The 14,337-nt window shown below is 44.0% G+C and carries 9 protein-coding genes; 4 read left to right on the top strand and 5 right to left on the bottom strand.

All coding sequences use genetic code 11. The features are described from left to right. Window positions 1–17 precede the first annotated feature (17 nt). On the bottom strand, window positions 18–3,554 hold the full coding sequence (gene nifJ, locus ACZ449_RS03425) for a pyruvate:ferredoxin (flavodoxin) oxidoreductase (RefSeq protein ID WP_464259666.1): 3,537 nt from the start codon (window positions 3,552–3,554) through the stop codon (window positions 18–20). A 469-nt stretch (window positions 3,555–4,023) separates the two neighbouring features. Here nifJ and ACZ449_RS03420 point away from each other — a divergent pair, with 469 nt between their 5' ends. Beyond that, complete coding sequence (locus tag ACZ449_RS03420) at window positions 4,024–5,118, top strand: sugar diacid recognition domain-containing protein (protein WP_464259665.1); 1,095 nt, start codon at window positions 4,024–4,026, stop codon at window positions 5,116–5,118. Window positions 5,119–5,127: 9 nt separating this feature from the next. On the opposite strand, the gene ACZ449_RS03415 is transcribed toward ACZ449_RS03420, so the two are convergent. The 3 genes from ACZ449_RS03415 to ACZ449_RS03405 form a co-directional block, all read right to left on the bottom strand. Beyond that, entirely contained in the window at window positions 5,128–6,423 is a 1,296-nt protein-coding gene (locus tag ACZ449_RS03415) for a (Fe-S)-binding protein (protein ID WP_464259664.1), read from the bottom strand. A gap of 2 nt (window positions 6,424–6,425) precedes the next feature. Then, window positions 6,426–7,808, bottom strand: a complete 1,383-nt coding sequence (locus ACZ449_RS03410) for an FAD-binding oxidoreductase (protein WP_464259663.1) — start codon at window positions 7,806–7,808, stop codon at window positions 6,426–6,428. A gap of 222 nt (window positions 7,809–8,030) precedes the next feature. Beyond that, window positions 8,031–8,687 carry a response regulator gene (locus ACZ449_RS03405; RefSeq protein ID WP_464259662.1) on the bottom strand — a complete coding sequence of 219 codons (657 nt, stop codon included), beginning with the start codon at window positions 8,685–8,687 and terminating at the stop codon, window positions 8,031–8,033. A 441-nt stretch (window positions 8,688–9,128) separates the two neighbouring features. Between ACZ449_RS03405 and ACZ449_RS03400 the strand changes: the two genes are divergently transcribed. Next, window positions 9,129–10,784, top strand: coding sequence for an L-lactate permease (locus ACZ449_RS03400; RefSeq protein WP_464259661.1), 1,656 nt, complete (start codon window positions 9,129–9,131; stop codon window positions 10,782–10,784). A gap of 180 nt (window positions 10,785–10,964) precedes the next feature. On the opposite strand, the gene mutY is transcribed toward ACZ449_RS03400, so the two are convergent. After that, entirely contained in the window at window positions 10,965–12,020 is a 1,056-nt protein-coding gene (gene mutY / locus ACZ449_RS03395) for an A/G-specific adenine glycosylase (RefSeq protein WP_464259660.1), read from the bottom strand. A gap of 171 nt (window positions 12,021–12,191) precedes the next feature. Here mutY and ACZ449_RS03390 point away from each other — a divergent pair, with 171 nt between their 5' ends. Continuing rightward, entirely contained in the window at window positions 12,192–13,097 is a 906-nt protein-coding gene (locus ACZ449_RS03390) for an RluA family pseudouridine synthase (protein ID WP_464259659.1), read from the top strand. Between the two features lie 113 nt (window positions 13,098–13,210). Then, window positions 13,211–14,311 (top strand): glycerol dehydrogenase, encoded by a 1,101-nt coding sequence (locus ACZ449_RS03385; RefSeq protein WP_464259658.1) that lies wholly within the window; start codon window positions 13,211–13,213, stop codon window positions 14,309–14,311. Window positions 14,312–14,337 lie beyond the last annotated feature (26 nt).

Genomic DNA, 14,337 nt, shown 5'->3' with positions numbered 1-14,337 from the left:
TTTAGGCTACAGACGGATTATTCTTTAGTAGCTGCGGCTTGCGCAACAGCCTCGCCATCTCTGGCCAGACGCTTATAAGATTCCCGTCTTTCAGCAGCGTCTTTTGCTGTTTTCTCAAAGAGAGCTTCAGCATGTTCAGGAAATTGCTTTTTGAGTGAAGCATAACGAACTTCGCCCATTAAGAATTGTTTGAAGTCAGCTGTCGGTTCTTTGGAATCCAGGCTAAATGCATTTTTACCAGCTTCTTTAAGTGCTGGGTTGTAACGATACATATCCCAGTAACCTGCATCAACCGCTTTTTTGGCTTCAAGCTGGCTGTTGCTCATATTGATACCATGGTTGATACAAGGTGCATAGGCAATGATGAGGGACGGACCAGGATAAGCCTCAGCCTCAGCAATGGCTTTAAGGGTTTGGGCTTTATCAGCACCCATCGAGATTTGTGCTACATAAACATAGCCATAGCTCATGGCTATCATGCCAAGGTCTTTTTTCTTGGTAGTTTTACCGCTGGCAGCAAATTTTGCAATAGCTGCAGTCGGAGTGGATTTTGATGCTTGACCACCAGTATTAGAATATACCTCGGTATCAAATACCAGAACATTAACGTCTTCGTTGCTGGCCAGTACATGATCAAGACCACCGAAACCAATGTCATAAGCCCAGCCGTCGCCACCAAAGATCCACTGTGAACGTTTTACGAAGAAGTCTTGATTATCATAGATATCATTTAACAGCGCATTATCGCCTTTTTCAGCAGCCAACAAACCAATCAGCTTATCAGCGCGTTCGCGGGTACCGTTACCATTATCTTTATTAGCCAGCCAATCTTCCATAGCAGCCTTAAGAGCAGCATTACTAGTAAGTTTGGCAGCTTCTTCGATTTTAGCGGCTAAGGTATCACGAACTTTTTTGGCACCAAAGTACATGCCCAAACCAAATTCGGCATTGTCCTCGAATAAGGAGTTTGCCCAAGCTGGGCCATGACCACGATGGTTTTTACAGTATGGCATGGAAGGTGCGCTGGCGCCCCAGATAGAGGAACAACCAGTAGCATTAGCCACCATCATACGATCACCGAACAGTTGCGTAACAAGCTTAGCGTACGGAGTTTCACCACAACCAGCACAAGCACCAGAGTACTCTAGCAGCGGCTGTTCAAACTGACTGCCTTTAACTGTCAGTTTATTCATAGGATTAGCTTTTGTCGATACTGTCATTGCATAATCCCATAGAGAGATTTGATCATGCTGGCTCTCCTGCGGCTTCATGATCAGCGCTTTTTCTTTAGCCGGGCACACTTGAGCACAGTTACCGCAACCAGTGCAGTCCAGCGGCGAAACAGCTATACGGAAATTCAGGTCGTTAATGCCTTTACCAGTCTTAACAGTAAAGCCAACCGGCGCTGCTTTGATTTCTTCCTCATTTACTAGGATGGGGCGAATGGCAGCATGCGGACAAACATAAGAGCACTGGTTACATTGGATACAGTTATCCATTTGCCATTCTGGAACATCAATGGCAATACCGCGTTTTTCATAAGCTGCGGTACCTGTTGGGAAAGTGCCGTCTGCCATGTCAACAAAGGCACTGACTGGTAGGTTGTCGCCTTCCTGACGGTTCATCGGAATAAGGATCTTCTCAATGAACTCAGGAACTTCGCTAGCAGCAGCAGCTTCGTCCTTAGCTTGTTTCCAAGCAGCAGGTACATTAATCTTAACAACAGCATTAACGCCTTTATCAATGGCGGCATTATTCATATCAATAACTTTTTGGCCTTTGTTGCCGTAAGAATCAACAACAGCCTGCTTAAGATACTTTACAGCCTCTTCCAGCGGAATGATGTTAGCCAGCTTAAAGAAGGCTGACTGCATAATCATGTTGATCCGTCCACCCAAGCCAATTCCCTGAGCAATGCCCACAGCATCAACGGTGTAGAACTGTATGTCATTTTTAGCAATAAACTGTTTCATAACGGCAGGCAGTTTCTCGTCAACTTCCTGCTCATTCCAAACGCAGTTTAAGAGGAATACTCCGCCTGGTTTCAAGCCGTCAAGTACATTATATTTATAAACATAAGATTGGTTATGACAGGCAACAAAATTAGCTTTATTAATAAGATATGGCGATTTAATCGGTTTCTTACCAAATCTGAGGTGAGATACAGTTATGCCGCCAGACTTCTTGGAATCATAAGAGAAATAGCCTTGCGCATACATATCGGTATGGTCGCCGATAATCTTGATAGCGCTTTTATTAGCACCAACCGTACCATCAGAGCCTAAGCCCCAGAATTTGCAACCAGTAGTGCCTGCAGGCGTAGTATCGATATCATAGCTAAGAGCAGGTAACGAGGTGTTGGTAACATCGTCAACTATACTTACAGTAAAGCCGTCTTTGGGCTTGTCAAGACGAAGATTTTCAAACACAGGAACAATATGCGCCGGAACAGGGTCTTTTGAGCCTAAGCCGTAGCGACCGCCAACAATAACCGGTTGGAAATCTTTGCCATAGTATGCATTCTTAACATCAAGATATAATGGTTCAGCAAGGCAGCCTGGCTCTTTAGTCCGGTCAAGAACCGCAATTTTCTTAACTGTTTTAGGAATATATTTGAAGAAATGATCCAGTGAGAATGGACGGTACAGATGTACAGTCAGAAGACCGACCTTTTCACCTTTAGCATTTAGGTAGTCAACTGTTTCTTCAATTGCTTCACAGGCTGAACCCATAGCAATAATCATGCGGTCAGCATCGGGAGCGCCATAGTAGTTGAACAGATGGTAGTCGCGCCCAGTTAATTTGTTGATTTCTGCCATATAGTCTTCGACAATAGCAGGTAGATCTTCGTAGTACTTATTCGATACTTCTCTCTCTTGGAAGTAAATATCAGGGTTCTGTGCGGTACCCCTTACTACCGGATGATCCGGATTGAGTGCATGACGACGGAATGCAGTAACAGCATCCATATCCACAAGTTTTGCTAAATCGGCATAATCCATTACCTCAATTTTTTGTACTTCATGAGAGGTACGGAAGCCATCAAAGAAGTTAACAAATGGGACTTTCCCTTTAAGTGCGGACAGATGAGCTACGGCACCTAAATCCATAACTTGTTGAACACTGCTTTCAGCCAGCAGCGCAAAACCAGTCGCACGAGCGGCCATAACGTCTTGGTGGTCACCAAAGATATTTAAAGAGTTTGCTGCAAGTGCCCTGGCGCTAACATGAAATACGCAAGGCAAAAGTTCACCAGCAATTTTATACATATTGGGAATCATGAGCAGTAAACCTTGTGATGCGGTATATGTAGTAGTCAATGCACCAGCTTGTAAGGAACCATGGACTGCTCCAGCAGCGCCACCCTCAGATTGCATTTCTACCACTTTTACAGGCTGCCCAAAAATGTTCTTTCTCCCTTCCGCAACCCACTCATCAACATGCTCAGCCATTGGCGAGGACGGTGTAATCGGGTAGATAGCGGCAACTTCGGTAAATGCATAAGAAATATGAGCTGCTGCAGTATTACCATCCATAGTTTTCATTTTTACCATAGGGATCCCTTCCTTCTCATGTATATAATAGAATTAGCAATTATTAGTTCTTAATGGCCTAATAACCACCAATAAACCACGCAAAATTGGAATTCTTAACATTACTGTTTTATACATTCTTTTTAAAAAAGCAGAATCCTGCTTTTAAATGTACTTTTTTGTGCAAAAACACTATTTTTTTTCGTTTTTCAGCGCCTCACAATTGCAAATGTTCCTTGAATTCATAATTTAGATATGATACAATTAATTCTGATTATTTGAAATTAGTATTACTTCTTTTTATGTGAAATTTTTCTTTTTTGTACCCCTCTCACATTCCACCCTAATGGCTATTACCAACTATATTAATTCTCTTAGATATCCTTAGAATACCCTTGCTAGCAAGCCCCTTCATAGCTTGCTAGCAAGTTTTTATCCTTTGATTTACAGCATGGTGCTGCTACGGAAGCAACAAGGAGGAACTCTGGCATTGAAAAAAGATAACTATCATGTTCTTGATTCAACCTTTGCTCAATCGCTTACCAATATTATTGCTGCCGAACTTAACCAAAACATAATTATTTGCGACCACCACGGCGTAATTATTGCAGCCTTTGACAGAAAACGCATATCCCAGGTGCATGAAGGTGCCGCTAATATGTTAAGTTCAGGTAATATCCGTGAATTTTCGATTAGCGCTACTGATGAAAGGCTCTTAAAAAATGTACGTAGAGGATATGACGTGCCGATTGTAGTTGAAGGACGCTGCATTGGTGTTATCGGGGTCACTGGTGAGCCAAATAATGTGGCAATCTATGCCAGGCTGGCGGCTCGTTTTGTACAAGCAACCTTAGAATCCAACTCCCGCCAGCAAAAGTTAGTCCAGGCTCTAAAAGACAAAGAAGAATTGCAGTCAATTTTGCTATATAAAATGATCGATGTCCAGGAAGAAGAGCGCAAAAAGATTTCTCGCGAACTGCATGATGAGATTAGCCAGTCGCTTACCTCAATTATCGTTGGTCTCAGAGTACTTTCTGAGCAGGTCTGTGGCTCCAAGGAACAAAAATTCGTACTGGAGATGCGAGATCTTGTATCCAAAACACTAGATAATACACACCGGCTGGCGGTAGAGTTGCGTCCAGCACTACTTGACGACCTCGGGCTGGTTGCTGCAGCACAACGTTATATTGGAAATTATTCCCATCAATATGGTATTACGACAGATATCAATTTTTCCGGGTTGTCTCGCGAACGGTTTAGGCCTGAAATTGAGATTACGCTATACCGGATTTTGCAGGAAACGTTGACTAATATTGCCAAGCATGCTCAAGCTACCAACGTGAAGGTAAGTCTGAAAAAAACGCGCCGGGAGATCCATTTTAGTATTACTGATGACGGCATCGGCTTTACTCCTAAGTCCTTACGAACAGCCTGTGAAAACAGCAGTCTCGGAATATACGGCATGCGTGAGCGAGTCGCTTTACTTGCCGGTAAGTTCACCATTCAATCATCAGAAGGGGCCGGAACGACCGTTACAGTTGTGATTCCACTCAAAGACACAAGAGACAATACCATCAGCAGCTAACACTTTACATTAGTTAGTAGTGTTAGCACCAGCTTGATAGGCTTTATCCAATAATTGCACCACATGGAAACACTCTTGGTTCATGCTGTTTTGAACCAGTCCATCAGTAATGTGCATCCGGCAAGAACCGCAGCTGGTGGCAACGGTATCAGCATTAGTGGTCCTAATATCAGCAATTTTTCGATCATTAATTTTTCGGGAAATTTCATAATTTGCTAGACTGAACGAACCACCGGCCCCACAACAACGGGCCGGTTCTTTCATTTCCACGAGTGTTAGGCCGGGGATGGCCTTCAGAATTTCCCGTGGCTGCCTGGTAACCTTCAGGCCTCTTGCCATATGGCAGGGATCATGCACAGTTACGGTGGAGTTGACAGCTCCCAGGTTGTCTGTACGAAAATGAAGTACATCAGTAAGGAATTCACTGATCTCATAGGTTTTAGCCGCTAAGTTTTTGGATTGTTCATACACGGCCGGATCGTCATGAAACATTTCAGGATATTCGAGCTTGAACGCTTCGGCACAGGAACCACAGGCAGCTACGATATAGTCCGCGCCGGTTTGCGCGAAAGTCTCAATGTTATGCTTGGCAAAGGCTCTCGCCATTTCTACATCGCCTGCCATATAAACCGGTGTTCCGCAACAGTGCTGCAAGGCGGGCAATATAACCTCCACATCATTAGCTTTGAGAACATTAATGACAGATTGTCCAATATCGGTATAGACATAATTTATGGTACAACCGGCAAAAAAAGCCACTTTCATTTTGGGATTAGCTACTTTTACCGTTGTGGGAAACTGCCCCAGGAGCGGCGTAGCAGCAAAGGGAGCTAAGACACGCTTTCGGTCAAGGCCAGGCACTGGAAAGCGAGCTATAACAGCCATCCGCCTAGGTAATTTTTTCATCTGTAATGGACCGAATAACCCTGCCATACGCAAAGTGAAGTCAAATAGTTTTCGGTTAGATAGTAACTTGAATATATTTTTTTTGATCGGGTGCAAACCGCGCGCTTTTACAGCAGCCTGACGGCCACGCAAGATTAATTCGTCAGCTTTGACACCACAAGGACACTTATCGGCACAGGCTTTACAAGACAAGCACATCGCCATGCGTTTATCAAAACCTTCTGTAATATCAGCCTTACCTGTTAAGACCGCCTCTATAAGAGCCAGTTTCCCCCGAGCTACTTGTGACTCAAGGTTGAGCTCCTTGTAGACAGGACACACTTCCATGCAGTTGCCGCACTTCATACAGTTGGCAAGGGCATCTTGAATATCTGTCAGTAATTCTTTATTCTCAGTCATCGCTAACACTCCCCGACAAGTTTTCCAGGATTAAGGATGCAATTGGGATCAAGTGCCTTTTTGATGGCTCGCATCACACTCATACCTACAGCTCCAAACTGGTCTTCCATGTACGGAAGTTTACCAAGGCCGATTCCGTGCTCACCGCTCAATGTACCACCAAGAGCTATCGCAGCAGCAAAGATATCATCCATGGCCTTATGAACACGTATCATTTCTTCTTGGTTTCGCAAATCACAGACAATGGTCGGGTGCATATTACCATCTCCGGCATGGCCGAAGGTGCCAATGGTTACCTTATGTTTGGCAGCAGCAGTGTTTACTGCCCTAATCATATCAGGCACTTTGCTGCGTGGAACAGTAGCATCCTCAACGAAAGTAGTTGGTCTCAGTTTAGCCAGCGCCGGAAGAGCAGCACGGCGGGCAGCCCATATTTTGTCACGTTGGGCGGCATCCTTTGCAACCTGAATATCGTCAGCTTTATTGGCTTTTAGTACTTCAATAACTTTTGCAGCTTCCTTTTCCACTACTTCGGCAATTCCATCGACTTCAATAAGAAGCACGGCTTCTGCCTTAAGAGGAAGACCAACATGGGCGTAGTCTTCTACTGTGCGAATAGTAGCGTTATCCATAATTTCCAACGTAGCCGGGATGATCTTGCTGGCAATAATTGCTGATATGGCGCTGCCAGCATTATCGAGATTAGAAAAAATCGCCATCATTGCTTTTTTAGTCTCAGGAGCTGGAACCAGTTTGACAATGATTTTAGTAATAACCCCCAATGTCCCTTCTGCACCAGTGAACAATTTCGTCAGATCATAACCAGCTACGTCTTTGACATTTTTACCACCGCAATTAAAAATTCTACCGTCGGCAAGAACAACTTCCAATCCCATGACATAATGTTTTGAAACGCCATACTTAAGACCACGTAGCCCGCCTGCATTCTCAGACACTGTACCACCAAGGGTAGCGGTAGCCACTGTGCCCGGATCTGGTGGATAAATAAGGCCAAATTCTTCCACAGCCTTGTTCAAATAGCTGACCACTACTCCCGGCTCAACCACTGCCACTAGGTTGGCAGCATCAATTTCGATAATGTTCTGAAAGCGAGTCATAAGCAGGACTATACCGCCCTTCATGGGAACAGTACCGCCGCTCAGGTTAGTACCTGAACCACGGGGATAAACCGGAATTTTTTCAGTGTTGGCCAAAGCCAACACGTTAGAAACCTCCTCTGTGTTACCTGGAGATATGACCACATCCGGCATATGCGAATAACCAGGGGTTGCATCATATGAATAGCATAACAGATCTTCCTTGGCTGTAAGAACATGTTCGGCACCAACAATTTTTTTAAAAGCAACGATAAGTTGATTTTGCATTATTTCTCCCCTTTTCTAAAGATCGAAAATACTGAAATCCCAGAAAATATTGAAATTCCTAAAAACTCTGATCTGTTTATTATTATTGCCTCGAAACCGCCTTGCTGTAAATCAGGCGAAAACAGTAAAAAAACTGTAGGAATATCCCCACTATGCTGAGGGATAAATTCCTACAGTTTGCAAAAAATTTCACAAAAAGGTTGCACATACATAAAATGGAATTTATGTATTAATTAGTTTATACTTTATCGCATAATTCACAAGCTCCGATTTACGGCGTACCTTTAGCTTATCCATAATGCGCGAGCGGTAGGTGTCAATCGTTTTGGGGCTGAGTGAAAGCCTTTCACCAATTTCACCATTGGTGTATCCTCGGGCCAGGTACCGGATAACTTCCCGTTCGCGACTGCTGAGAAGAATATAGGGATCTTGATGGTCTGGACCTTCGTCCGAAGCCCGCAGAAGGTTTTCCATCAATATTTCCGACAGATTTTCATTCAGAAATTTCTTGCCAGAATGAACTCTGAGAATGCCTTCAATAAGCTCAGTGTCTGCCGATCTCTTTAATATATATCCATCTGCTCCTGCCCGCATGACTTCTTTGACGTACTCCTCATCATCATACATGGTTAAGACCAATATCCGGCAAGAAATACCGCGATGGCGAATTTCCTTGATACATTCAACCCCACCCATTACCGGCATTGCTAAATCAAGAATGAGCACATTGGGATGGCACTTTTCCAACATATCTAGAGTTTCCAGGCCATTGCCGGCCTCACCGACGACCTCAAACCGGGGATGATAGTTCAGCATTGCTTTAAGACCAGATCGTAAAACAGTATGGTCATCAGCAATGGCAATACGAATTTTATCCATACTCTTCTCCTTACACTACGAGCTGTTGTTTTTTATTCGGCCATTACGACTCTTGTAACGCCAGCAAATTCTACCATGTTTAATAAAAATATCATAATTTTCTTAATTAGTAAATCCGAATTTTGTGAAATCATCAGAAGGCTGTCTAAAATGATAAATTAACCCATTATTGTATATTTGTTGTGAAATTTTCCACGAATTGTAAGAAATATCCTACAAAATTAGTAGGATATTTCTTACGTTATTTTTACTGTATATACCTGATTTACAATTACCAGGTTTTAACGCCATAATTTGGTATGACTAGTCTAATATTTCTTAATATTCTGCAGAAGTGTATTGTTACTGTTCATTGTTGCCTATAAATTACAACTTGAAGGGGGGATCTACTACCAGTGGGGTCACTATATAAAGGCAAAATAATTAGAGGAGTGTGTGTACATGACATGGATTCAAGATTATAATCCTTTGGGAAACATTGGTCTCTCGGCACTTATTGCCGCTATCCCACTATTCATCTTACTATACATGCTAGGTATCAAGCGTTCAAAAGGTCATAATGCCGCTTTTTTTGGTCTACTTTCAGCAATTGTAACGGCTATTATTGTCTTTAAAATGCCAGCAGCCCTAGCATTTAGTGCTACTCTTAATGGTGCCTTAGTGGGTATTTTCCCAATAATATGGATTGTTATAACCGCCATCTGGGTCTATAATATGACGGTTGAGTCTGGCGAATTTGAAATTATTAAGAATTCTCTTGCTTCCATCACCGATGATCGCCGATTGCAAGCAATCTTTATTGCCTTTGCTTTCGGCTCGTTTATTGAAGGTACAGCCGGTTTCGGTACTCCGGTGGCCATCACGGCTGCCATGTTAGTAGGTCTCGGCTTTAACCCGGTATATGCAGCCGGTATATGTCTTGTTGCGAATACCGCTCCAGTTGCCTTTGGTGCCATCGGTATCCCGGTAGTCGTACTTGGACAAGTTTCCGGTATCGAACCAATGACCCTGAGCAAAATTATTGGTCGTCAACTACCTTTCCTCTCTTTTATTGTTCCCTTGTGGGTAGTTGTGTTGATGTGCGGCTGGAAACGGGCTATGGAAGTGCTACCAGCAGTCCTGGTAGCAGGTATCTGTTTTGCCGGTACCCAGTTTTTCACTTCAAACTATGTCAGCGTATACTTGCCAGATATAACCTCTGCCGCTGTCACTATCATTGGCCTGCTGATTTTCCTCAAGCTATGGAAACCATCTAAAGTCTGGCATTTCCCCGACGAAATACCCTCCGCTGACGGAAAAGTCCAATTAAAGTACTCCGGCCTAGAAGTTATACGTGCTTGGGCTCCTTACATTATTTTAGCCGTCTTGGTCTTCATGTGGGCTGATGATAAATTTTTCGGCTTTAAGAACATTCTGGTAGGTTGGGAAAACTCTTTAGGTTTGACATTCTTTGCTTGGCCTGGCCTGCACAATCTCGTTATTAAAGCGGCTCCAGTTGTAGCGAAAAATACTCCGTACGCAGCCAGTTATACCATCAACTTCCTGTCTGCCGCCGGAACTGCTATCTTCCTTGCTGGTATCTTGTCGCTGTTTATCATCCCTAACTATGGCCCTGGACGCGCAACCTCATGTTTCTTCAAAACAATTAAAATGCTCATGTACCCAATTTTCACCATTGCCATGATTCTTGGTTTAGCCTATATTATGAACTACTCTGGCATGAGTTCAACATTAGGTCTAGCATTTACTGCCACCGGCTCGGCTTACCCATTCTTTGCACCATTTCTCGGCTGGCTGGGAGTGCTTCTTACCGGTTCAGACACTTCGGCCAATGCTTTATTTGGCTCAATGCAGAAGACAGCAGCCCAGCAGATTGGTATTGACCCTAACCTTATTGTAGCTTCCAACTCGTCTGGCGGTGTTTGCGGTAAGATGATTTCTCCGCAAAGTATTTCGGTTGCTACTGCTGCTACTGGCTTGGTAGGACAAGAATCAACCATCTTTCGTTTCGCGCTACCCAGTAGTATTGCCATGATTATTCTCATAGGCATTCTAACTTATCTCCAGTCAACTGTATTACATTGGATGTTGCCATAGCGAATAACTTCACTATTTTAGGGGCATCCTACCTCCTAAATGATTTTGGAGGTGATGGGTATGGGTGATAAGAAACCTGGCCGCGGCCCTAAGAAAAGTGATAAAAAATCTTCATTAGTCAGTTCCCAGGAAAATGTTGCCAAAAAGTAACGATATAACCTACTAAAAACACTCCCAACCTCACAGGTTGGGAGTGTTTTTGTGGGCCAGAACAACCTTATGATGCGGCCCCGCCCAAGGCACACTCGATAATTCTAATGAACTCAGCCAGCAAGCAGCCGTTGGTAACTTATCACCGGCTAGCCACTCACACTGATAAAAGGAAATATCCCATTTACGATGACTAAAAGTATGAATATAATGAAATGCACTTTCTCCAACACGTACATCCTGCCTGAAGTCTCGCGCTAACCCGGCCTGCAAACGTTCAACAGCACCTTCACCCTCAACCAATTCCACCGTAGGAAACTCCCACATCCTGGCCAACATCCCTGTTGCTGGCCGCTGATGCACCAAGTAGCTACCCTCCTTACATACTAATCCTGCCGCAAGTCTGACCAGAAGTGGTACCTTTTTAGTTGGCCGCACTGGCAAGGTATCTTGTACCTCGCGCACATAAGCTTCACACAGATTGGCTACCGGACAGATCTCACACCGAGGCCGTCCGGGAATACACACCATCGCTCCTAAATCCATTAATGCCTGATTAAAATCGCCTGGATACTGAATAGGCATGTGCGTACATACCAGTCGCTTTACCTCCTGTTTGGTTGCCTGCTTGGTAATGTCTCCCTCCAAGCAAAACAGACGGCTGAAAATCCGAAGGACATTACCATCAATAGCCGGCACCGGGCGGTTATAAGCAATACTAGCAATCGCACCTGCCGTATATTCACCCACGCCCGGCAAACTCTGTATTGCAGCTTGGTCATCTGGTACTTTTCCTCCATAAGCCGCACATACCTCTCTAACACCTGCTAACAAGTTACGAGCCCGACTATAATAGCCTAACCCCTGCCAATAGTTAAGCACTTCTTGTTCTGAAGCCTCCGCCAAAACCGCCGTGGTAGGAAACCGTTTTATCCACCGCGTATAGTAATCCTTTACCGCCTCAACCCGTGTTTGCTGAAGCATAATTTCTGAAACCCATATCTTATAAGCATCTTTATCTTTACGCCAAGGCAATTCTCTGGCACTTTGGCAATACCAATTCAGCAATTGCGCCGCCAATGTCATATTGTTCTTCCTTTCCTCTTTAGAAACAATTATTTATTAAACAACTAAAATTATTTCATTTAATTATAATCCATAATCGAAGCCTCGTGCCCTCGCAAAATTTGCCAAATGGATATTTTTCATTTATATTAAGTTCATAAATGAGACCAATCAGGAAAGAAGGTTGCCTTTATGAAATCTTTTCAGACCTATAAAATCCCCTCTGAACAAGCTGGGCTAACTGTCGAAAACTATCTGAAGCAAATCCTCCATCAATCTGGGAGAAAAATACAAAAGTTAACTCGCCAAAAAGGCATCTTTCTAAATGGCAAACCTGTTTTTCTGCAAAGACAACTTAAGGCAAATGACAGCTTACGTGTCCTGGTTTTGGAAGATGAATCTTATGGCGTTCAGCCTGAACCAGGTATTATTGAAATTCTTTATGAAGATGCCTATCTGCTTGTCTTAAATAAGCCACCCTACCAGCTTGTCCATCCTACAGGCCAAACAACAAGCGGCACCTTAGCCAATCATTTGGCTTATCATTTAGCTGAGCAAGGCGTAGTAAGCACGGTTCGTGCTGTGCATCGGTTAGACCGGGAAACATCAGGCTGTGTGATCTTCGCTAAAGATGCGCGTAGCCAGACTCTGCTTGAACAGCAATTGAAAGACAGAACACTCAAACGCCGCTACCAAGCATTAGTCAATGGTACAGTTGAACCGCCGTCCGGAACCATTGACGCCCCTATCGGCCCACACCCACGTTTACCTAATCGCCGCGCCATAAACCCGCAAGGCGAGGTAGCCATTACACATTACCAAACTATCCGCAGTTTTTCAGATACATCGTTGCTAGAGCTTACACTCGATACTGGCCGAACCCATCAAATCCGAGTACACTTAGCTCATCTTGGTTATCCTATTCTTGGCGACAAAATGTATGGAGTACGCTCCCCGCTCATCTCTAGACAAGCATTACATGCCGCATCAGTAAGCTTTGATCATTTAGGCAATAAACAGTCAGTGACCGTTACTGCCCCACTGCCTACAGACTTTGCACGAATGATTGCTTTTAGCGATAGCAACGAACTCAACTAAAGCAAAAATGTACCTTATTATAGCAATTTTACAAGCAGGTAATCACTCTAAAATGACAAATTGCTTAAGAAGTAGTATATAGCCTTTTATAGGCTGCAAGGGAGGGGTTTCACATGAATAAAATTATGATTTCTCCAAGCCGTTATGTGCAAGGCGCTGGTGCACTTAACGACATTGGCAAACATGTCGCCAGCCTGGCAACAAAAGCTTTAGTCCTTGGTGGCAACCGCGGCCTTGATGCAATCAAAAGCCAGCTGGAAGCCAGCTTTAAGGAACACCAGGTGGACTATGTTATTGAGAACTTTGGCGGAGAATGTTCACGCCCTGAAATTGACCGAATCGTTGCTATCGTTAAACAAAACAATATAAATATTATTATTGGCGTAGGCGGTGGCAAAGCCCTTGATACCGCCAAAGCAGCCGCTCATTCTGCTAAAATTCCGGTTGCCATTGTGCCAACAATAGCAGCTACCGATGCTCCTTGTAGTGCTTTATCTGTCATTTACTCTCCAGAGGGAGTTTTTGATTCTTATCTGGTGTTACCGAAAAATCCTGATTTAGTCCTTGTAGATACTGCCATCATTGCCCAAGCTCCTGCACGGTTGTTTGTATCCGGTATGGGCGATGCGCTGGCTACCTGGTTTGAAGCTGATGCCTGTGCCAAAGCCTTTGCCGGTAATCTTCCCGGCGGGCTATCCACTTCAGCCGCACTATGTCTGGCAAAACTTTGTTACGATATTTTAATGGAATACGGTTTACACGCCAAATTAGCACTGGAACAAGGTGTCGCCACTGAAGCCGTGGAAAAAGTAGTAGAAGCCAATACACTATTAAGCGGTCTTGGCTTTGAAAGTTCCGGCCTCGCAGCCGCACATGCTGTTCACAATGGCTTAACCGTATTAGCAGAAACCCACCATGCCTACCATGGTGAAAAAGTTTCTTTTGGCACACTTGTTCAATTAGTTCTCGAAAATCGTACAACAGCCGAACTTGAGAAAGTACTAGGCTTCTGTAAATCGGTTGGTCTGCCAATTACCCTTAAAGAAATTGGCGTCGCCCATGTGACACCTGATAAAATCCGCCAAGTAGCCGAAGCAACTTGTGTCCCTGGCGAAACTATTCATAACCAGCCGTTTACTGTTACTGCCGATGCTGTATATGCCGCCATTATAGCAGCTGATGCCATTGGCAACGCATATCTAAAGCAGCATTAGCACCCATAACGTCAGACACTAAATCA

It is taken from the genome of Desulfosporomusa polytropa (assembly GCF_055380075.1).
This window is presented reverse-complemented; position numbering and strand designations above follow the sequence as displayed.